This is a genomic window from Mesonia mobilis DSM 19841, assembly GCF_000423405.1.
GTDB lineage: Bacteria > Bacteroidota > Bacteroidia > Flavobacteriales > Flavobacteriaceae > Mesonia > Mesonia mobilis.
In genome coordinates, this window is record NZ_AUHX01000008.1 from 195587 (window position 1) to 215339 (window position 19753).

General features: G+C 35.7%; 15 protein-coding genes. 7 read left to right on the forward strand and 8 right to left on the reverse strand.

Annotation, left to right across the window (positions count from 1 at the left end):
• The first annotated feature begins 345 nt into the window (after positions 1-345).
• The 4 genes from rpiB (at position 346) to G551_RS0109010 (ending at position 3750) form a co-directional block, all read left to right on the forward strand.
• The gene (gene rpiB, locus G551_RS0108995; RefSeq protein WP_027885267.1) at positions 346-777 is read left to right on the forward strand and encodes a ribose 5-phosphate isomerase B; all 432 of its coding nucleotides are present in this window, start codon (positions 346-348) and stop codon (positions 775-777) included.
• A gap of 4 nt (positions 778-781) precedes the next feature.
• Complete coding sequence (locus G551_RS0109000) at positions 782-1684, forward strand: cation diffusion facilitator family transporter (RefSeq protein WP_027885268.1); 903 nt, start codon at positions 782-784, stop codon at positions 1682-1684.
• Between the two features lie 3 nt (positions 1685-1687).
• Positions 1688-2131, forward strand: coding sequence for a GNAT family N-acetyltransferase (locus G551_RS0109005; protein ID WP_027885269.1), 444 nt, complete (start codon positions 1688-1690; stop codon positions 2129-2131).
• A gap of 80 nt (positions 2132-2211) precedes the next feature.
• Positions 2212-3750: a SulP family inorganic anion transporter gene (locus tag G551_RS0109010; RefSeq protein ID WP_027885270.1), complete on the forward strand. Its 1539-nt coding sequence runs from the start codon at positions 2212-2214 to the stop codon at positions 3748-3750.
• Between the two features lie 15 nt (positions 3751-3765).
• Here the strand turns inward: G551_RS0109010 and G551_RS0109015 are convergent, their stop codons facing one another.
• From G551_RS0109015 to G551_RS0109040, 6 genes are all read right to left on the reverse strand, one after another.
• Positions 3766-4584 (reverse strand): DUF1853 family protein, encoded by an 819-nt coding sequence (locus G551_RS0109015; RefSeq protein ID WP_084626391.1) that lies wholly within the window; start codon positions 4582-4584, stop codon positions 3766-3768.
• Between the two features lie 163 nt (positions 4585-4747).
• On the reverse strand, positions 4748-6376 hold the full coding sequence (locus tag G551_RS0109020; protein WP_027885272.1) for a S41 family peptidase: 1629 nt from the start codon (positions 6374-6376) through the stop codon (positions 4748-4750).
• 2 nt (positions 6377-6378) lie between these two features.
• Positions 6379-6750, reverse strand: coding sequence for a ribonuclease P protein component (gene rnpA, locus G551_RS0109025; RefSeq protein WP_027885273.1), 372 nt, complete (start codon positions 6748-6750; stop codon positions 6379-6381).
• A 294-nt stretch (positions 6751-7044) separates the two neighbouring features.
• A complete protein-coding gene (locus G551_RS0109030) occupies positions 7045-8895 on the reverse strand; it encodes a M1 family metallopeptidase (RefSeq protein WP_036243582.1) in 1851 nt (616 codons plus the stop codon).
• Positions 8896-9155: 260 nt separating this feature from the next.
• Positions 9156-10829: a S8 family peptidase gene (locus tag G551_RS0109035; RefSeq protein WP_027885275.1), complete on the reverse strand. Its 1674-nt coding sequence runs from the start codon at positions 10827-10829 to the stop codon at positions 9156-9158.
• A 10-nt stretch (positions 10830-10839) separates the two neighbouring features.
• Positions 10840-11700, reverse strand: coding sequence for an MBL fold metallo-hydrolase (locus G551_RS0109040; RefSeq protein WP_027885276.1), 861 nt, complete (start codon positions 11698-11700; stop codon positions 10840-10842).
• Positions 11701-11871: 171 nt separating this feature from the next.
• Here G551_RS0109040 and G551_RS0109045 point away from each other — a divergent pair, with 171 nt between their 5' ends.
• Positions 11872-13755 carry a cation:proton antiporter gene (locus G551_RS0109045; RefSeq protein WP_027885277.1) on the forward strand — a complete coding sequence of 628 codons (1884 nt, stop codon included), beginning with the start codon at positions 11872-11874 and terminating at the stop codon, positions 13753-13755.
• On the opposite strand, the gene G551_RS0109050 is transcribed toward G551_RS0109045, so the two are convergent.
• Positions 13752-14513, reverse strand: a complete 762-nt coding sequence (locus tag G551_RS0109050) for a YebC/PmpR family DNA-binding transcriptional regulator (RefSeq protein ID WP_027885278.1) — start codon at positions 14511-14513, stop codon at positions 13752-13754. The genes G551_RS0109045 and G551_RS0109050 overlap by 4 nt on opposite strands.
• Before the next feature lie 111 nt (positions 14514-14624).
• Positions 14625-16421: a translation elongation factor 4 gene (lepA, locus tag G551_RS0109055; RefSeq protein WP_027885279.1), complete on the reverse strand. Its 1797-nt coding sequence runs from the start codon at positions 16419-16421 to the stop codon at positions 14625-14627.
• Between the two features lie 185 nt (positions 16422-16606).
• Here lepA and G551_RS0109060 point away from each other — a divergent pair, with 185 nt between their 5' ends.
• Together G551_RS0109060 and G551_RS0109065 are read left to right on the forward strand one after the other, a co-directional pair.
• Entirely contained in the window at positions 16607-19009 is a 2403-nt protein-coding gene (locus G551_RS0109060; RefSeq protein ID WP_051191344.1) for an outer membrane beta-barrel family protein, read from the forward strand.
• 502 nt (positions 19010-19511) lie between these two features.
• Positions 19512-19703 (forward strand): hypothetical protein, encoded by a 192-nt coding sequence (locus tag G551_RS0109065; protein WP_027885281.1) that lies wholly within the window; start codon positions 19512-19514, stop codon positions 19701-19703.
• The last annotated feature ends 50 nt before the right edge of the window (positions 19704-19753 follow it).

The following is a 19753-nucleotide window of genomic DNA, read 5'->3' on the forward strand; positions in this document are numbered from 1 at the left end:
TGAAATTGTCTTTACACGTTATTAACAATTCTGAAATGTGTTGTTGATATTGGAAAAGTGAATTGTTTAGTTGAAAAATTGATGTTGATAACCTGTTATCGACTATGAATAACTTTTTATTAGAAACTGAAAAACTTATTTGGTAAATACGAAAAATTGTTCTGATTGAATTTTTTCTGAGATAATCAAAAAAACTTTGTCAGATTTCATTTATAGTTATTCACATTTGCTGTTAATTTTTAAAAATTTGAAAACAAGCACTTTAAAAATTTTAATTAACAAGCATAATTCTTCCCGTTAATAAGCGATTATTTACCTTTGCAGCCTAACTTAAAATCCAATCTCATGAAAATTGCTATCGGTAACGATCACGCTGGTACAGACTACAAAAATCAAATTGTAAAGTATCTGGAAAACAGAGATATAGAAGTGGTAAATTACGGTACTAATGAGGCCGACAGTGTAGATTACCCAGATTTTGTTCATCCTGTTGCGAACGATGTAGAAGGAGAAAAAGTAAATCTTGGTATTATTATCTGCGGAAGCGGTAACGGTGCAGCTATGACGGCTAATAAACATCAAGGAGTTCGAGCTGCTTTATGTTGGACCAAAGAATTAGCACAATTGGCCAGAGAACATAATGATGCGAATATATTAAGTATACCGGCTAGATTTACTTCGTTACCTCAAGCGGTAGAAATGGTAAAAACATTTTTAGATACGCCATTTGAAGGTGGAAGACACCAACGTCGGGTAGATAAAATTGCTTGCCAATAAATCTATGCATCAACATTCAGGACATACGCATCATGCCGTAAAAGGTAAAAATCTTTGGTATTCAATATTGTTGAATATCGGGATCACCGTTGCCCAAATTATAGGTGGGATTATTAGCGGAAGTTTGTCTTTACTATCTGATGCATTACATAATTTTAGCGATGTAGTTTCTCTAATCATTAGCTACATCGCTAATAAAATTGCCGGCAAAGAAGCATCCTACAATAAAACCTTTGGTTATAAGCGTGCAGAAATTATTGCCGCTTTTGTTAATGCACTTTCTTTAATTGTGATCGCTATTATTTTAATAAAAGAAGCGGTAGTTCGGTTTTTTCATCCCGAACCTATCGAATCGAATATGGTGATCTGGTTAGCAATTCTTGCTATCGCCGGTAACGGTTTAAGTGTCTTATTAATGAAAAAAGACAGCAAAACCAATATGAATATGCGCTCGGCATATTTACACTTATTAACCGATATGTTAGCTTCTGTCGCGGTGTTAATCGGCGGACTTCTCATGAAGTTTTACCAAGTTTTTTGGGTCGATAGTTTACTTACCGCCATTATTGCTTTGTACTTAATATTTGTGGGTTGGGACCTGCTGCGCGATAGTTTTAAGGTGTTAATGTTATTTACTCCTACCGAAATTCCGTTAAAGGCCATTGCTTCTAAAGTTTGCGAAATTGAAGAAGTAAAAAATATGCACCACATTCATGTTTGGCAACTCAATGAGAATGAAGTTCATCTTGAAGCGCACGTCGATTTTAATAAAGACATCACACTTTCAGAATTTGATGAAATATTAGTGAAAATTGAGAAAGAAATTCACGCCTACGGAATTAACCATATCAATATTCAACCGGAATTCGATAAACCCGATAACAAATCGATCATCGTTCAAGATTAATTTATGCTGCAACTCGAAACTAAAACCTTTCAAGAATTAACAATTTCAGAATTATATCAAATCCTTCAACTTCGTTCTGAAGTTTTTGTAGTCGAGCAAGATTGCGTGTATCAAGATATTGATGGTAAAGATGAAAAAGCACTTCATATTCTTGGCAAAAAAGAAGGGAAAATCGTGGCTTACACCCGTTGTTTTGCTCCTAATATTTATTTTGAAGAAGCCGCTATTGGTCGTGTTGTAGTGAAAGAAACCGAACGAAAATTTGGTTACGGTCATCAAATTTTAAAAGCTTCTGTAGAAGAAATTCAGCAGCGTTATCAAACAACCACCATCAAACTTTCTGCACAACAATACCTCACTCATTTTTATGAAACTCACAACTTTAAACAAATAGGTGAAGGTTATTTAGAAGATGGAATTCCGCATATTGCGATGCTAAAAAATTAATTCACACAAAGTTAAAGGCCTAGCTTTTGGCTAAAGCGCCATTTATAATTACTTTTGCACGCTTAAAATTTTAGCGAAGCATGAAAAAAGTTCTCAATCTTTTCGACTTTAAACAAAAAGTAGATTATAAAACCGAAATTTTAGCAGGATTAACGGTAGCGATGACGATGATCCCAGAATCATTATCGTTCGCCATTTTAGCCGGCTTTCCTCCGCTAGTTGGTTTATATGCTTCGTTTATAATGGGCCTAATTACTGCGGTTTTAGGCGGTCGTCCGGGATTAATTTCTGGTGGTGCCGGCGCAACAACAGTCGTACTTATTGCCTTAATGGTTTCTCACGGATTAGAATACGTATTTGGAGCGGTGATCATTGCCGGGATCATTCAGATCATTGTGGGATTATTCAAATTAGGAAAATTTATTCGACTTGTACCACAACCCGTAATGTTTGGTTTTGTGAACGGTTTGGCCATTATTATTTTTATGTCTCAACTCGAACAGTTCAAAGTGAGAGTCGGCGATAATGTAGAATGGATCACGGGAACGCCATTTCTAATTATGGCCGGTTTAGTTGCTTTAACGATTGCTATTATCGTGATTTTACCAAAATTCACTAAAGCGATTCCTTCTTCGTTAGTGGCTATCATTGTGGTTTTTGCGATTGTTTATTTCTTCGGAATTGATACTAAACAAGTGGTAGATATTGCATCTGTAAGTGGTACGTTACCTCCATTTCATATTCCGGATATTCCTTTTACGTATGAAGCATTTAAAACTATTTTGCCTTATGGTTTAATTATGGCAGCCGTTGGTTTAACGGAAGGTTTATTAACCTTGAATTTGGTAGATGAAATTACCGGTACAAAAGGACAAAGTAACCGAGAATGTGTAGCGCAAGGAACGGCAAATATAGCTAACGGCTTTTTCTTCGGAATGGGTGGTTGCCCAATGATCGCACAAACTTTAGTGAATTTATCTTCGGGTTCTCGTGCTCGACTTTCAGGGATTATTGCTGCAATTACCATTTTAACCATTATTCTTGTGGGCGCTCCGGTGATCGAATTATTACCGATGGCAGCCTTAGTTGGAGTAATGATTATGGTGGCGTTTGGTACGTTTGAATGGGCGAGTTTTAGAGTCTTTACCAAAATGCCAAAACACGATATTTTTGTAATGTTATTGGTTACTTTAATTACTGTATTCTTACATAACTTGGCTTTAGCCGTATTGATCGGAGTAATTATTTCAGCCTTGGTTTTCGCTTGGGATAACGCTAAACGTATTCGTGCCAGAAAACATATCGATGAAAACGGCGTAAAACATTATGAGATCTACGGACCATTATTTTTCGGTTCAACCACCACATTTATGACGAAGTTTGATGCGGTTAAAGATCCTGAAGAAATTATTGTCAATTTCAGCGAAAGTAGAATCGTAGATATGTCGGCGATCGAAACTTTAAATAAACTTACCGAGCTTTACGCTAAGCAGAACAAAAAAGTACATTTAAAACACTTGAGTGGCGATTGTAGAAAGCTATTAAGTAACGCAGAAGCCGTGATCGATGTAAATATTATCGAAGATCCTACCTACCGCGTGGTGACCGATAAACGCTAGTTTTAATTTTTAAAATTACCACCAAACCACAAAAAAGCGTTCAAAAGTATATTCGTCTTTTTTCATCCAGATCAAAGCTGCTTTTTGATGCTGAAGTAAATAATTTACCTCTTTTAAAATTTCTTGAAACGGTTTCCAATCTTGGTGATGTTGAGGTTCTACCGGCCAATCAGGCTTTTTAGGAGTGTAAAATTGAAATTCGCCATATTCGGCTTCGGTAAATTCGTGTTCGTGCAACCAATAGCCTAAGATGCAATCGTTATTGATGAATTCAAATTGCTGCTGAAGTAAAGATTTTGGCACAAATAAATTTGCTAGAAAACAGACTTGCTGCTCAATTTTTTCTAATTCAATTTCTTGTTGTTGAAGTAATGTTGTGCTTTCTTCTCGATATAATAACGGAAATTGATGCGATTTTAAATGTTCAACTTTTTTGAGCAACGTGTCTTTACGGTTGGGCCCGATCCAGCGGTCAAGTTCATTTTCAAAACGAGGATCGTAGACGTAAAATTTATAGACTAATTCTGTATGAATAAGTTGTTGCGTCGAGTTTTCTTTCAGAAAAAAATCGAATTCACCCAAGGTTTGCTTTTTGTGAATGAGTTGCAAATTTTGAGCGATGACTTCATACTGAGAAGATTGTTTAATCGCTTCCGCAAAAAAAACTTCCGCACGTTTTCCCAATACTAAATTGGGCGAAATTTCTAAGTCAGTTTGAAGTAAAGTGGTTGAGGTTTTAGGAATTTCAAATTGCTGTAAATCGAATAGGTCTTTCCCTTCCCAAAGCGGAAAAGTGTTTAAAAAACCTTGGTATTGAAGTTGGAGTGATGAAATAGAATTTTAGTTTTTGTTATTTATAAAGACCTCTCGACTACGCTCGAAGTGACATTCTAAAGTCGTCGTCATTCCGTGCTTAACACGGAATCTCATCTTAGTAAGCGAGTAAATCTTGTTAATGCGATGCTGAATCAAGTTCAGCATGACGATAAGTTTCAAATTAAGATCTCCCTAAAATCTTATTGTATTCGTTCGAGTTATTTAAAATTTCTTTCGCTTTAATGATCTCCGGATTTTCTTCAATATAGTAATCGTATAAACCTTCTTGGTAGAAATAACGCTTGATAATTTCATCGGTTAATAAACTCACGATTTCCGGTTTCTTTTCGTCTAGATCTTGCGTTTTTGCTTTTTCGATCTCTTTAAGCAGTCGCTCGTATTGACTTTTAATTTCATCATTAAAACCTTCTTCTTTAGCTATTTTAAACGTCTCTTTTAGTTCTTTTTCAGTTTTGGTGGTATAATCAAAATCTGAAGAACTCAAGTATTTTTTAAAATCTTCGTAATCGGCATCGGTAAACTCAAAGGCTTCCGGTTGCGGTAATTGATGGTTGTAATAGTAATTGGTCGCATAATCGAAAATGGCATTTTTCTCCATTAAGGCTTGCGTCACACCGCTATATTTAGAAGTTTCTAATTGCACATCTGGTAAAATTCCGCCACCGTCGTACACTTTTCTTCCGTTACGTGTGGTAAATTCGTTATAATCTTCAGCTTTCGTTCTTACCGCTTTGCCTTCTTCATCACGATTCCAATAATCCAAAGCTTGTATACATCTTCCGCTAGGCGTGTAATAACGAGAAATGGTCACTTTCATCTGTGTGTTATAGGTGAGTTTTTTTGGACGTTGTACCAAACCTTTTCCAAAACTTCTGGCACCAATCACCACACCGCGATCTAGATCTTGTAAACCACCGGAAACGATCTCGCTGGCAGAAGCACTTCTACCATTGATCAACACCGCTAACGGAATTTCTTTATCCATCGGGTCACGCTGAGTTTTATAGGTTTTGTTGTACTTTTCGATCACTGATTTTGTAGTGGTGATCACCTCATCTTTATCGACAAAAATATTGGTGGTATTTACGGCTTCGGTTAATAAACCACCGGGATTACCACGCAGGTCTAAAATAATTTTTTTTGCGCCTTGTTCTTTTAATTCTTTTAAAGCGGTAGCGACTTCTGATGAAGCTTTTCTGTTGAATTTAGAAAGCACGATGTACCCAATATCACCATCGATTAATTTTGAATAAGGAACGGCGTGCAACTCTACCGATTCTCTTTTTAATTGTGTGGTTTTAGTTTTGCCTTGGCGTTTAAAAGTAAGTTGAACTGAAGTTCCTGCAGAACCTTTTAGCAATTCTCCCGCATCATTTTCAAATTGTGATAAATCTACATCACCAATTTTTATAATTTCATCTCCGGCTTTTAAACCGGCTTTATCGGCCGGATAACCTTTGTAAGGCTCGATAATGGTAATTTTATGGTCTTTGGTTTGTACCGAAGCACCAATACCGGTGTATTCTCCCGAATTTTGAATTCTCGCCTGCTCCACTTCCCGCTCGTTCCAATAAACCGTGTAAGGATCTAGATCTGCCAACATTGCCGTGATCGCCGTATCCATCAAATCTGCCGGATTGGTTTCATCGACATAATTCATATTGATTTCTTTGAAAAGCGTCGTGAAAATTTCTATTTGCTTCGCGATCTCAAAAAAATCTGATTTATAAGAAGTGGTCGTTAAAAAAATAACCACGGCAGTGATCGGTAATATAATTCGTTTCTTCATCTTCATTCGGTTTGTTCTTGCTCCCTAAATTTAGTCAATATTTTTTGAATGGAATTTTCCAGCTCCGGTAAACTGAATTTCTTTCGACCTAAGTAAATAAACATTAGTGCATAGCGATGTTCTTCTTCGGCCAAGATCGTTTTATTTTTTCGGTAAGCTTCGCGCATTAATCGCTTTAAACGATTGCGATCTACCGCTAATTTAAAGCTGCGTTTAGGTACCGAAAATGCCGCTTGATGCTGCGTAGCGTTATTGGTTAAGCGTAAATAAACCAATTTAAACGGAAAACTTTTTATGCTTCTGCCCTCTTCAAACAAGGTTGAAATAACGATTTTGCTTTTGAGCTTTTCGGTTTTTCCTAAGGTTTGCTTCATTGTTTAATATTCAATCTCCGAAATTTAGAATAGTTCTTACACTGAGCTTGTCGATGTGTTTTCAATTTTCAGTATTCAATTTCATAGCTTCATGTGATGCTGAATCAACTTCAGCATGACGCTTGCAAAAAATATTCCTGATTAATTAATAATCAAAAAAAAACCTTTCAACTTACAATTGAAAGGTTTTTGTCATGTTTTTTGGGTGTTTCCCTTCGGGTCGGGCTATTCGTTTCAATTCCTCATTTCGCTTTGCTCCATTGCGGGATTTTCACTGCTATCCCTAACACAAAATTACTTTTCCCAAACATTATTGCTACGATCAACATCTGCCATATGCTGACTCGCATCGATCTCTATTTTTTTAATTCCGGTTTTTTCAATTTCAAATGAATAGGTTGGGTGTCCCCAATCCCAATCTTCCAATTGGTTGCCGTTATTTTTTTGTTCCCAACGCATTAACGCTAACGGGATGTAATAGTTTTGTGTAGAATTATCGTCGAAAGTTACTTCCACTTCAATGGGCATTGGCATTTGTCCGATTCTTTCTAAAACTATTTCTGATCCATTTCCGGCTGCTTCAACAGATTTAATGCCGTAATCTACGGTGTTGGTTGTTCTCGTCCAATCATTGAGGTACCAGCTTAATTCTGCTCCGCTTACTTTTTCAGCTACGCGAATAAAATCGTTTGGCGTTGGGTGTTTAAATTTCCACTCTTGGTAATAACGCTTTAAGGTTTTTGCCAGGTTTTCTTCACCAATTACATAACCTAATTGCGCTAAGAAAACAGAACCTTTGCTATAAGCGCCGATCCCGTAATTCATATTGGTTTGGTAACGATCAGCGTGCGTAGAAAGCGGTTGTTCTTGCCCAGAGTTGGCTAAATAATTATAACCGCGGTAAGAACCGCTTAACGGGTTGTCGTTGTTTTTATTTAAAATTTCATTTTCAGCTAAACTAGAAATGTAAGTGGTAAAACCTTCATCCATCCATTCGTGCTGAGATTCGTTGGTCGCCAAAATAAACTGAAACCAAGAATGTGCAAATTCGTGAGCGGTAACGCCTACTAAACTTTCGTAGCTTCTTTCACCGGTAATTAAGGTACACATACCATATTCCATACCACCGTCACCACCTTGGATCACAGAATATTGATCGTAAGGATATGGGCCAATATGCTCATTGTAATACGCTAATAATTCAGCAGTTTTTGGCTGAAGTTTCTTCCAGTTCTCTTTAATTTCATCATTATCTTTGTATAAGAAATGAAGCATTGTACCGTCTTCTGCCTTTAATTTATCGTGAATAAAATCTGGATCGGCAGCCCACGTAAAATCGTGTACGTTTGGTGCGTTAAAATGCCAAGTGATCTTTTTGCCTTTACGTTTTACTTTTTGACCTTCTTCTTGGTAACCGTAACCAATTTCTTGTGGATTTTGTAAATAACCGGTTCCGCCAAGAATATAATCTTTATCGATGGTGATTTTTACATCAAAATCTCCCCAAACGCCGTGAAATTCGCGTCCGATGTAAGGATCTGCATGCCAACCTTCAAAATCGTATTCCGCTAATTTTGGGTACCATTGCGTCATTGAAAGTGCTACGCCTTCCGCATTATTTCTACCCGAACGTCTTATTTGTACAGGTACTTGACCTTCAAACTCCATTTCGAAAGTGGTAGCTTCTCCCGGAAGTAAAGCTTCGTGTAATTCAACTTCTAAAATCGTTCCTACGGTTTCATAGTTTAATTTATTACCGTCTTGTTCTAACGATTTCACCTTTAAATAGCCAATTTCATCTTCGTTAAGCTTGCTAATTCTACTTTCGAATTCAGGATTTTCACGCGTTCCTAAATTATTCACCATTCTGCCATCGGGATCTTGAATGCTTTGCAAACGAGCGTCCATTTGGCTTCCCGGCTGAAAAGCATTAAAAAACAAATGATAAAATACTTTGGTTAAGGTATCTGGAGAATTATTGGTATAAGTAAGTTCTTGCTCCCCATCGTATTGGTAGTTTTTTACATTCATGGCTACCTCCATTTTGTAATCTACCTTTTGTTGCCAATAGCCAGATCGTTGTTGTGCGGTAATTGCTCCCGTCACTAAAAGAGAAAACAATAAACTTTGAAGTTTAAATTTCATAGAATTTTAAATTTTAAATTTTAAGTTAAAAATAAAGGGCGTTCACTTTGCTAAGATAAGCCAGTTCACGCCCTTATACCAATTTCACCTTAAGATGTTATCTATAATTATATAAATTTTCCCATTTTCTGCGTTAAAAAGCCTCGCTGTAGCTAATGCTATAGCTACGTTTTTTGCCTAAAAACTCAAAAAATTTAAAATAAATCCAATTCAACATCTCAAAGAAAAATTGATATTAAAAAATTCATCCTAAAAAAGGATTACATTTTGCTCGCCATAATTAAGGCGTTATACATATTTACCATTCTTCCTGAAACAGAAAGCTCTGCAAATGGTCGAATATCGTCTGAGTTACCACCCACCATTACTTCTTGTGGTGAAGCTAAACCACTCTTCATTAATACATCTTTTACTTCTGCAGCACTTAGTTTTGGGTATAAAGAACGAATCATAGCTGCAACTCCTGCAACCGCCGGAGAAGCCATCGATGTTCCTTGTAAAAATTCGTATTCGTCGTTTGGCGTAGTTGACCAAATTTTAGTACCTGGTGCAAAAACATCTACATTGGTTTGCCCGTAGTTAGAAAATCTCGCTACTAAATCTGAACCATAATCGAAATTAGATGCACCAACCGTTAAGAAGTTATCTGCAATTTCTTCGTTATTATCTGGTGTTTGATCGTTAGGATAGATACGAGTTGCATCCATATCTAAAGCATCGTTACCGGCTGCATTTACGATTAAAACATCTTTTTTAGCGGCATATTTTATGGCATCGATTACCCATTCCGGATGTGTAGAATAGTATTTACCAAAGCTCGTGTTAATTACTTTTGCTCCGTTATCTACTGCATAGCGAATACCTAAAGCGATGTCTTTATCGTACTCATCACCATCAGGTACTGCACGAACTGCCATAATTTTTATATTTCTAGCAACACCATTCATCCCGATACCGTTGTTGCGTTCTGCTGCAATAATCCCGGCAACGTGTGTACCGTGTTTAGCATCTGCTTTTTTAGGATCTGGACCGTCTACATCGTTATTACCATAATTAGTATCGGTAAGATCGTCTGGGTTGTCTCCTGTTTTTCTTCCTTCTAATTCTAAATTAAGGTGAGAATCTAATCTTCCTTGGTAATAATCGATACCACCTTGAATTTGAGAAGCAACATCATCTAAATCTTCCCCACCGTTATTCATAATGTTTAGAAGTAACCCTTTTTGTTGCTGAAGAGAAGTTTCTTCAGCTTCCATTGCCATTAATTCTTGCTTAGTGAAATCTTCTTTTCCTAGTTTTTCTGAAACAGCTGCTCTCGCTGAAGCTATTTGTTGACTAAGCTGATTGTAATAGTTTACGTTTCTAGAGATTTCGCTATACTCTTCATCATACTCTTTTTGAGCTTTTTCGTAAAGTGCGAATTCTTCTTTATTGGCTTCAGCAATATCTGAAGCATCTTTACCATCGTATTTAGGTTTTAGATTTTTCAGAATTCTAACGTATTCTAAATTTTCTTCGATGGTATTTCCTAAGAAATTCCAACCGTGAATATCGTCTACATAACCATTTTTATCGTCGTCGATTCCGTTACCCGGAATTTCATCTTCGTTGGTCCAAATTACGTTTTTAAGGTCTTCGTGTTCAATATCTACACCACTATCGACCACACCAACGATTACCGTTTTACCTTGAAAATCTTTAATAATTTCATCGTAAGCTTTTTGTACGCTCATACCAGGAATGGTATCGGTCACTAAATCTGCACCTGCCCAAGCTTTTAATTGATCTTCATTTAAATCTGAAGTTTTTAGGGGTTGCTGATCTATATTTTCTATAGGGGTTGAAGTAATTGTTGGCCCTGTAGTACCACAACTTGCGGCAAATACTGCAGCTAGAGCTGCTGCTAAAGTAGGTTTAATAAATGCTCTTTTCATTTAGGATTAATTATGAATTAAATAATTCGTTAAAAGTATAGGTTTGGTCTAATCGAACTCCTTTTTCGGTTCTTTTAACCGTAATAATTTCGTGATGTGCGTCGTGTTCTAAAAACAGATAAAAACCTTCATCGGCTGCTTTTTCTAAAAAGGCTTCTTTTTCGCCTAAGGTTAATAGCGGTCGGGTATCGTAACCCATCACATAAGGTAATGGAATGTGACCAACGGTTGGCAGCAAGTCTGCCATAAACACTAAGGTTTTGTCTCGATAGGTAATATGTGGTATCATTTGTTTATCGGTATGACCATCTACAAATAAAACGCCAAAATTTAAATGCTCGTAAAAATGTGAACCTTTATCGCGGTCTAAAAAGTGTAGTTGACCGCTTTCTTCCATCGGTAACAAATTTTCTTTTAAGAAAGAAGCTTTTTCTCGCGGGTTTGGGTTTATAGCCCAATCCCAATGTTCTTTGTTAGTCCAAAATTTTGCATTTTTAAAGGCCGGTTCGTAACCGGTTCTGTCTTTATTCCATTTTATGCTTCCGCCGCAATGATCAAAATGAAGATGCGTTAAAAAAACATCGGTAATGTCGTCTGTATGAAAACCTAATTTTTTTAACGATGAATCTAAATTGAAATCGCCCCATTGATGATAGTGACTAAAAAACTTTTCACTTTGCTTATCTCCCAACCCATTATCGATGAGTGTGAGCTGGTTACCGTCTTCAATAAGTAGGCATCGTGCACCAATATCGATCATATTATTTTGATCGGCAGGATTGGTTCTGCTCCATAAAGTTTTAGGAACAACGCCAAACATAGCTCCGCCATCTAACTTAAAATTTCCGGCTTCAACAGGATATAATTTCATAATATGATGATTTTTTATAAAAATAACTCGCAAAATAAGAAATTACTAGTTTCTAAGCTAAGTATTGCATTGCTTTTAACGAATTTCATAAATAAGAGAACTTCAAAAAACTAAATTTGGAAGAAGTGTTTTTTATCATTAAAAATCTTATTTTGCAGAAAAATTGATTGAATGTTAGAATTAGCAGGTATTATAATATTAGGAATCTTAGCTCAATGGGTTGCTTGGAAATTTAAAATCCCTGCAATTTTACCATTAATTTTAATTGGTCTTGCCGTAGGACCCTTAGCTACTTTTTATACAGAAGATGGCACGAAACTTATCGAGCCTATTTGGGATGGAAGCTCCGGTTTATTTCCCGGGGAAAGTTTATTCTATTTTGTATCGCTGGCCATTAGTATTATTTTATTTGAAGGAGGTTTAACCTTACGACGAGGAGAAGTTTTAAATGTTGGGCCGGTAATTGTGAAGTTAATTACCATTGCAGTAGTCGTTACCTTTTTTGGAGCAGGAATCGCAGCACATTTTATCTTCGATCTTTCTTGGCAAATTTCATTTTTATTTGCGGCATTAATTATTGTGACCGGACCAACCGTAATTACTCCGATCTTAAGAAACATTCCACTGAAGAAAGATGTTTCAGCTATTCTGAAATGGGAAGGTATTTTAATTGATCCTATCGGTGCCTTAGTAGCCGTTTTGGTTTTTGAATTTATTAGCGCCGGTGAAGGACACGAATTTACACAAACCGCCTTAGCAGAATTTGGAAAAATCGTATTATTCGGTTTTACGTTTGGTTTTACGTTTGCTCACGCACTGGGTTTTTGTATTAAGAAAAATATTATTCCGCATTATTTATTAAACGTTTTTACACTAGCGACGGTGTTAGGTGTTTTTGTGTTGGCCGATTTATTTGCGCATGAAAGTGGCTTATTAGCCGTCGTGGTAATGGGAATGGTTTTGGGGAATATTAACCTTCCGAATATTAAAGAACTACTCTATTTTAAAGAATCGCTGAGTGTTTTATTAATTTCGATTTTATTCATCTTACTTTCAGCTAATATTAATATTGAAGATCTTTTATTAATCTATAATTGGAATGCTTTATTGCTTTTTGCAGCAGTAGTTTTCTTAGTAAGACCGTTGGGCGTTTTTATAAGTAGTATTAATTCATCTTTAAAATTTAATGAAAAATTATTTATAAGTTGGGTAGGTCCGCGCGGTATTGTGGCAGCCGGTATTGCTTCCCTTTTTGGATTAAAATTAGCGAGTCAAGGCATTGAAGGCGCAGAATATATTACTCCGCTTGTATTTATGATCGTATTGGGTACGGTTTTATTAAATGCAACTACCGCAAGAGGTTTTGCACAACTCGTCGGTGTATTTTTAACCAATTCTGAAGGAATTTTAATTATTGGTGCTTCCTCGATTTCACGTTTAATAGGAACTTATTTAAAGAAAAATAACCGTCACGTAGTGTTGGTTGATAATAACCGAACCAATATTCGAAAAGCAAAAGAATTAGGTTTAGAAGCTATTGAAGGAAGTGTATATTCTGATGATCTAGGAAATAATATTGAATTGAACGATGTGGGATATTTAATGGCATTAACCGGAAACTCTGAAATTAACAGAACTGCGATCTCTAAATTTCAGAAACACTTTGGAGAAAACGGTTCGTTTAGAGTCGTTTCTGCAGATGAAATGTCTGACCCGGAAAACAATCCGCAAGAAGGCTTATTCTCACACACCGACGACTTTATAAAGCTAACAGAAGTTGCTCGTAAATACCCGAAAATCCAGGAGATCGAATTAAATTCTCAAGAGCATTATAGTGGTTTAATTGAAATCACAAAGACCGATGACGATATTATTCCGCTATTTGTAAAAGATAATGAAGGCGATTTGAGCATTATCCCATCAAACAGTCAAGAGGTTTCTATTGAAGAAGGAAATATGTTGGTTTATTTAGGAAAAACCATTGAAACTGAAAAAATGAAAGACAGCACAGATCTAGAAGAAACGGTTTCTAAAGATGAAGAAGAGAAAAATTAATCTTCTTCATCTAAAGCTTCTGCTAATTCATCGGTGATTTCTAAATTGTAGAAAACGTTTTGTACATCATCGTCTTCTTCAAATTTATCGACAAGTTTCATAATCTTTTTAGCGTCTTCCAAAGGCAATTCATTAGTGTTGGTAGGAATGCGCTGCAATTCTGAATTTTTTACTTCGATGTTGAGGTTTTCTAAGGTTTCTGCCATTTTTCCGAAGTTGGTAAAGTCGGTGTAAATCGTAATAAACTCATCACTTTCTTCAAAATCTTCTGCGCCACCTTCAATAAGTTGAAGTTCTAGTTCTTCTAAAGGCATTTCAAACTTTTCTCTTTCGATGGTAAACACTCCTTTTCTATCAAATAAAAATTCTAACGAACCATTGGTTCCTAAACTTCCGCCGTTTTTAGAAAATATAGATCGTACCGAAGCGACGGTTCTGTTGGTATTATCGGTTGTACATTCTATAAAGAATGCAATTCCGTTAGGTCCATAACCTTCAAAAGTTACGGTCTCATAATTATCTGCATCGGCACCACTTGCTTTTTTTACCGCTCGCTCGATGGTGTCTTTAGGCATATTCACCCCTTTTGCATTGGCAATAGCGTTTCTTAAACCGGGATTAGCTTCCGGATCTGGCCCACCACCTTCTTTTACCGCAACAGTAATGTCTTTAATTGCTCGGGTAAACTGTTTTGCTCTTTTTTTGTCTTGGGCGCCTTTACGGTGTTTTATATTTGCCCATTTGCTATGTCCTGCCATTTTTCCTTTTCATTTAAAATTCTAACTATAACTTAAAAAAATTATGGAAATTTCAAAATAGCTTTACTCCATATAAAAAAAGCCTCTGAAATTTCAGAGGCTTTTTGTTTTTTAATCGTTCAATTTAAGAACGGCCATAAAGGCTTCTTGTGGGATTTCTACATTACCAACGGCACGCATTCGTTTTTTTCCTTTTTTCTGTTTTTCTAATAATTTACGTTTACGAGAGATATCTCCTCCATAACATTTTGCAGTTACGTCTTTACGTAAAGCTTTTACGGTTTCACGAGCAATAATTTTGGCTCCGATCGCCGCTTGAATAGGAATATCGAATTGTTGACGCGGAATTAATTCTTTCAGTTTTTCACACATTTTCTTCCCAATATCATACGCATTATCTACGTGTAATAAAGCAGAAAGCGCATCTACGGTACTTCCGTTAAGTAAAACATCTACTTTTACCAGTTTAGAAGCTTTTAAACCAATAGGCGTATAATCGAATGAAGCGTAACCTTTTGAAACCGTTTTTAAACGATCGTAAAAATCGAAAACAATTTCAGCTAAAGGCATATTAAAAGTTAATTCAACACGCTCTGGCGTTAAGTAAGTTTGGTTAACGATTTCACCTCGTTTTTCAATACAAAGCGACATCACCGGACCAACAAAGTCTGCTTTGGTAATAATCGTTGCTTTTATAAAAGGCTCTTCTACACGATCTAATTTAGAAGGCTCCGGTAAATCGGATGGGTTATTCACTAAAATAACTTCATCGGGTTCTTTATTGGTATACGCGTGGTAAGATACGTTAGGCACGGTGGTAATTACCGTCATATCAAATTCACGCTCTAATCGTTCTTGAATAATTTCTAAGTGAAGCATTCCTAAGAAACCGCAACGAAAACCAAAACCTAAAGCGGCAGAACTTTCCGGTTGAAATACCAATGAAGCATCATTTAGTTGAAGCTTCTCCATACAAGAACGCAGTTCTTCGTAATCTTCGGTATCTACCGGATAAATACCGGCAAAAACCATAGGTTTTACATCTTCGAAACCGGCAACGGCTTCTGTGGTAGGGTTAGCAGCATCGGTAATCGTATCTCCTACTTTTACTTCTCGAGCATCTTTAATACCGGTGATCAAATAACCAACGTCACCGGTTTTTATTTCTTTCTGCGGAAATTGTTTCAGTTTTAACGTACCTACTTCATCTGCAGAATAGTTCTTATTCGTATTTACGAATTTAATTTGTTGTCCTTTTTTGATGCTTCCGTTGATTACACGAAAGAAGGTTTCAACTCCACGAAACGGATTGTAAACCGAATCGAAAATAAGGGCACGAAGCGGCGCATCTACTTTTCCGACAGGAGCCGGAACACGATCAATAATCGCGGTAAGAATTTCTTCAATACCAAGACCGGTTTTTGCACTGGCAGGAATTACTTCCGAAGGATCACAACCTAAAAGATCGACAATATCATCGGTTACTTCTTCTGGATTAGCACTTGGCAAGTCTACTTTGTTAAGCACCGGAATAATTTCTAAATCGTTCTCTAGTGCTAAATATAGATTAGAAATAGTTTGTGCTTGTATACTTTGCGCAGCATCGACCACCAATAAAGCACCTTCACAAGCTGCGATCGATCTAGAAACTTCGTAAGAAAAATCTACGTGTCCCGGAGTATCGATTAAATTTAACACATACTCCTCGCCGTTATGGATATAATTCATCTGAATAGCGTGACTCTTAATGGTGATTCCACGTTCACGTTCCAAATCCATACTATCTAAAAGTTGCTCTTGTTTTTCTCTTTCTGTCACAGAACCGGTAAAGTCTAAAAGTCTATCTGCCAGCGTACTTTTACCGTGATCAATGTGAGCGATGATGCAAAAATTTCTAATGTGCTTCATAAATCAATTTCAATAGTTGGTATTGATATTTAACAAATTAAAGCTTTTATAAAAAGAAATTTTATTAGCTTTGGACATCAATACATTTTTGCAAATATAGCTTTTTTGAAATCGAAAACAGAAGCATGTAATAGCTATATGTATTTTATAGGCAAAATCAATAATTATCATAAAATTTAGCTTATTTGAAGTCAGCGTTTTTTTTACCAATTTTATTTCTATTTCCTTTAGTTTCTTCAGCTCAATTTGAAATAAACGGCACTATTCTTAATAAAGATAGTGATGCAATCGCTTATGCAAATATTGCGCTTTACCAACAGCAAGACTCAACTTTTGTTGAAGGAACAATTAGTGATGAAAAAGGTGATTTTAGTTTTTCTAAAATTAATAAAGGCAACTACTTTCTAGAGGCTTCCTTTATGGGTTACCAAAAACAGCGAGAAAAATTAAACGTAAACAAAGACCTTCATCTTCCTGCCATTATTTTAAAGGTGAATTCAGAATATTTAGATGAAGTTACCCTAACGAGCAGAAAACCTGAAATTAGAAGAGCTTCAGATCGAATAATTTTCGATATCGAAAACACAAGTATTTCTAGCGGAAATACATGGGATGCCATTAGAATGGCTCCGGGAGTGATCACCATTAATGATGACTTAAAAATAAGAAATACAACAGCTACCATTTATATAAATGAAAGAAAGGTAGATCTTACTTCAGATGAATTAAAACAATTACTGGAAAGTTTTTCTGCTGAAGATGTAAAGCAAATAGAAATTTTAAGAAATCCATCAGCAAAATATGATGCCGGTGATGGTCCTATTATAAATATCGTAACCACAAAAATGCTCGTTCCCGGTTATAAGGGAAGTGTAAACGCAAGTTATACCCAAGCTATTTATGCGAAGTATAATTTAGGGATGAGTCATTATTACAAAAACGATAAGTTGAATGTCTTGATGAACTACAGTTATTCTCCTTCAAAAAAAATTAAGCAAGATGAGAGTTATGTAAATTACATCAATAACGAAAATGAAGTTTTTAACCGATGGCGAACAGATTTTGATAGAATCACTCGAGAAAACAGTCATCAAGCAAATGTGATTTTAGATTACAAAATCGATGAGAAGAACGCTATAAATTTTAGCGCCAACGGAGTTTACTCTCCCGATATGTCTTACAATAACGAAGGTAGAACTCGCGCGTATTCTCCAAACTTTATACTCGATTCAACATTTACCACAGAAGCTAGACTAGCTAACGATTTAACTAATTTGGGTTACGATCTAGACTTTAATCATCAATTTAAATCAAACACCAGTTTATCTGTCAATTTACATTCTACTTATTACGACAGTCAAACCATCCAAATGTTGTTTACCGATTATTTTACGCCAGACGATCAATTGTTAGATGAAAATAACTTGGCTACCAATTCAGCTCAAAAAATAAATATTTACGCCGGCCAAGCCGATTTTGAAACAGTTTTCGGAAGCTATAATTTTTCAACCGGATTAAAATATTCAGATATTAATTCAGAAAGCTTCCTAAACTTTTATGAATTAGAGAGTGATGCAGCTCCTTTTGCAGATCAATACCTTTCCGATCGTTTTCAATATAACGAAATGGTTTATGCGGCTTACGTTTCAGCAAATAAAGATTGGGATAAATTTAGCGCTCAATTAGGGTTACGCGTAGAACATACCGATAGAGAAGGTCGCTCGATGAGTTTAAATGAATTTAATAATAGAGATTATACTGAGTTTTTCCCTAGTTTATATCTCAATTACAAAGCTTCAGAAAATCATAGTTTTGGTTTTGATTATGGTCGAAAAATTGATCGCCCAAAGTATGAAAGCTTAAACCCGTTTCGATATTTTATTACAGAAAATAACTTTCAATCCGGGAATCCTGCCTTAAGAGCTGCTATAAGTAATCAATTTAACCTTAACTACACGTTTAAAAATAAATACTCATTCGATTTTTATTACCGAAATAATGGGCAAAATGTAGCGCAGTTAGTATTTCAAGATAATGAAAATTTATTTTTACGATCGGTGCAAGCCAATGTGTTAGAAAGTAAATCTTACGGAGTCGATTTTTTTCATGGACGATCGTTAAAAAGTTGGTGGTATGCACAAGCCGTACTTTCAGGTTTTCACGAAGAAGAAACTTTTTTAGCGCTAGAGAGTAATTTGGCAGAAGTCACTAACGATGTAAACGGTTTTTATGCTATGTTTTTTAACTCAATTATGATCTCTAAAGAAAAAGCATTTTCAGGAAATCTTACGTTATTCTATTTGTCAGATTTTATACAAGGCTCTTATCAGGTTGCAGATAGTTTTAATGTATCTATAGGTCTTAAAAAGAAAGTTTGGGATCGTAAAGGAGAAATTTCATTATTTGTCTCAGACATATTTAACGAGTTCGCTCCGCAATTAAATTCAACTTATCTTAATCAAGACAACGGTTATTATGCCCTTCCCGAAAACAGATTTGTGCGTGTAGGTTTTAAATACAACTTTGGGAATAACGGGTTAAAAGATAATAACCGAAGCATCGACGCAGAAGAACGCGATCGTCTATAGATCTTTTTACAATAGAATATTTTGGGCAAAGCCTGCGGCCCGGGCTATCCATTGCCATCTTTTTTTGCCATATATCGAAGCAAAAAAAGGATGTACATTTCTATCCCTTTTGCGAGATAAACTTTTAGTCTATATGCTATATAGTGGTCTTAGAATTAAATCTATCAATCTCAATTCCAATTTCTAAAAATTTAAATTATCGACCAAAATCAATAAAAATCGATAAAATACATTTTTATTAGGCTAAACCGTTTTTTTTTTTTTTACTTTCGGAGAAACAACTTAAAAATATATGATGTTCTAAAACTAGAAAAAAGAGAAGCTCCAAAAAATTTGGAGCCCTCTATACCACATGGCATAAAACCGTAGGTTTAACTTGCACTACAAATGTACAATTTTTATGCCGAAGAAACGACACAAATAGGCTGCACAACCTAAATTTATAAATGTGCATAATTTTGTACAACCGACCTTAAAAGATAAGGTCATAAATTTTAAAATGATGAAAAAATTATTAATCTTAACCGTGTTACTAACTGGATTTTCATTTACTAGTTTAGATGCGAATGCAAAAGTGAAAGAAAAAAGCTGTTTCTCTTTTTATCATGATCTATTTGAAGAATATTATGGAGGAATTACTTTAGAAAATGTTGGGGATTTTAATGAGCTAGTAGCCCAATGCGAATCTTTGTAATACAATATTTTTGGAGAAGAGGCTCTATTTGTGTAAAAACAATATGCTTT

Coding starts and splice junctions, on each gene's coding strand:
- G551_RS0109065 (WP_027885281.1), top strand. CDS start 19,512: ATGAAAAAATTATTAATCTTAACCGTGTTACTAACTGGATTTTCATTT.
- G551_RS0109040 (WP_027885276.1), bottom strand. CDS start 11,700: ATGAAATTATATCCTGTTGAAGCCGGAAATTTTAAGTTAGATGGCGGA.
- rnpA (WP_027885273.1), bottom strand. CDS start 6,750: ATGAAGCAAACCTTAGGAAAAACCGAAAAGCTCAAAAGCAAAATCGTT.
- G551_RS0109035 (WP_027885275.1), bottom strand. CDS start 10,829: ATGAAAAGAGCATTTATTAAACCTACTTTAGCAGCAGCTCTAGCTGCA.
- G551_RS0109000 (WP_027885268.1), top strand. CDS start 782: ATGCATCAACATTCAGGACATACGCATCATGCCGTAAAAGGTAAAAAT.
- G551_RS0109010 (WP_027885270.1), top strand. CDS start 2,212: ATGAAAAAAGTTCTCAATCTTTTCGACTTTAAACAAAAAGTAGATTAT.
- rpiB (WP_027885267.1), top strand. CDS start 346: ATGAAAATTGCTATCGGTAACGATCACGCTGGTACAGACTACAAAAAT.
- lepA (WP_027885279.1), bottom strand. CDS start 16,421: ATGAAGCACATTAGAAATTTTTGCATCATCGCTCACATTGATCACGGT.
- G551_RS0109030 (WP_036243582.1), bottom strand. CDS start 8,895: ATGAAATTTAAACTTCAAAGTTTATTGTTTTCTCTTTTAGTGACGGGA.
- G551_RS0109050 (WP_027885278.1), bottom strand. CDS start 14,513: ATGGCAGGACATAGCAAATGGGCAAATATAAAACACCGTAAAGGCGCC.
- G551_RS0109045 (WP_027885277.1), top strand. CDS start 11,872: ATGTTAGAATTAGCAGGTATTATAATATTAGGAATCTTAGCTCAATGG.
- G551_RS0109005 (WP_027885269.1), top strand. CDS start 1,688: ATGCTGCAACTCGAAACTAAAACCTTTCAAGAATTAACAATTTCAGAA.
- G551_RS0109020 (WP_027885272.1), bottom strand. CDS start 6,376: ATGAAGAAACGAATTATATTACCGATCACTGCCGTGGTTATTTTTTTA.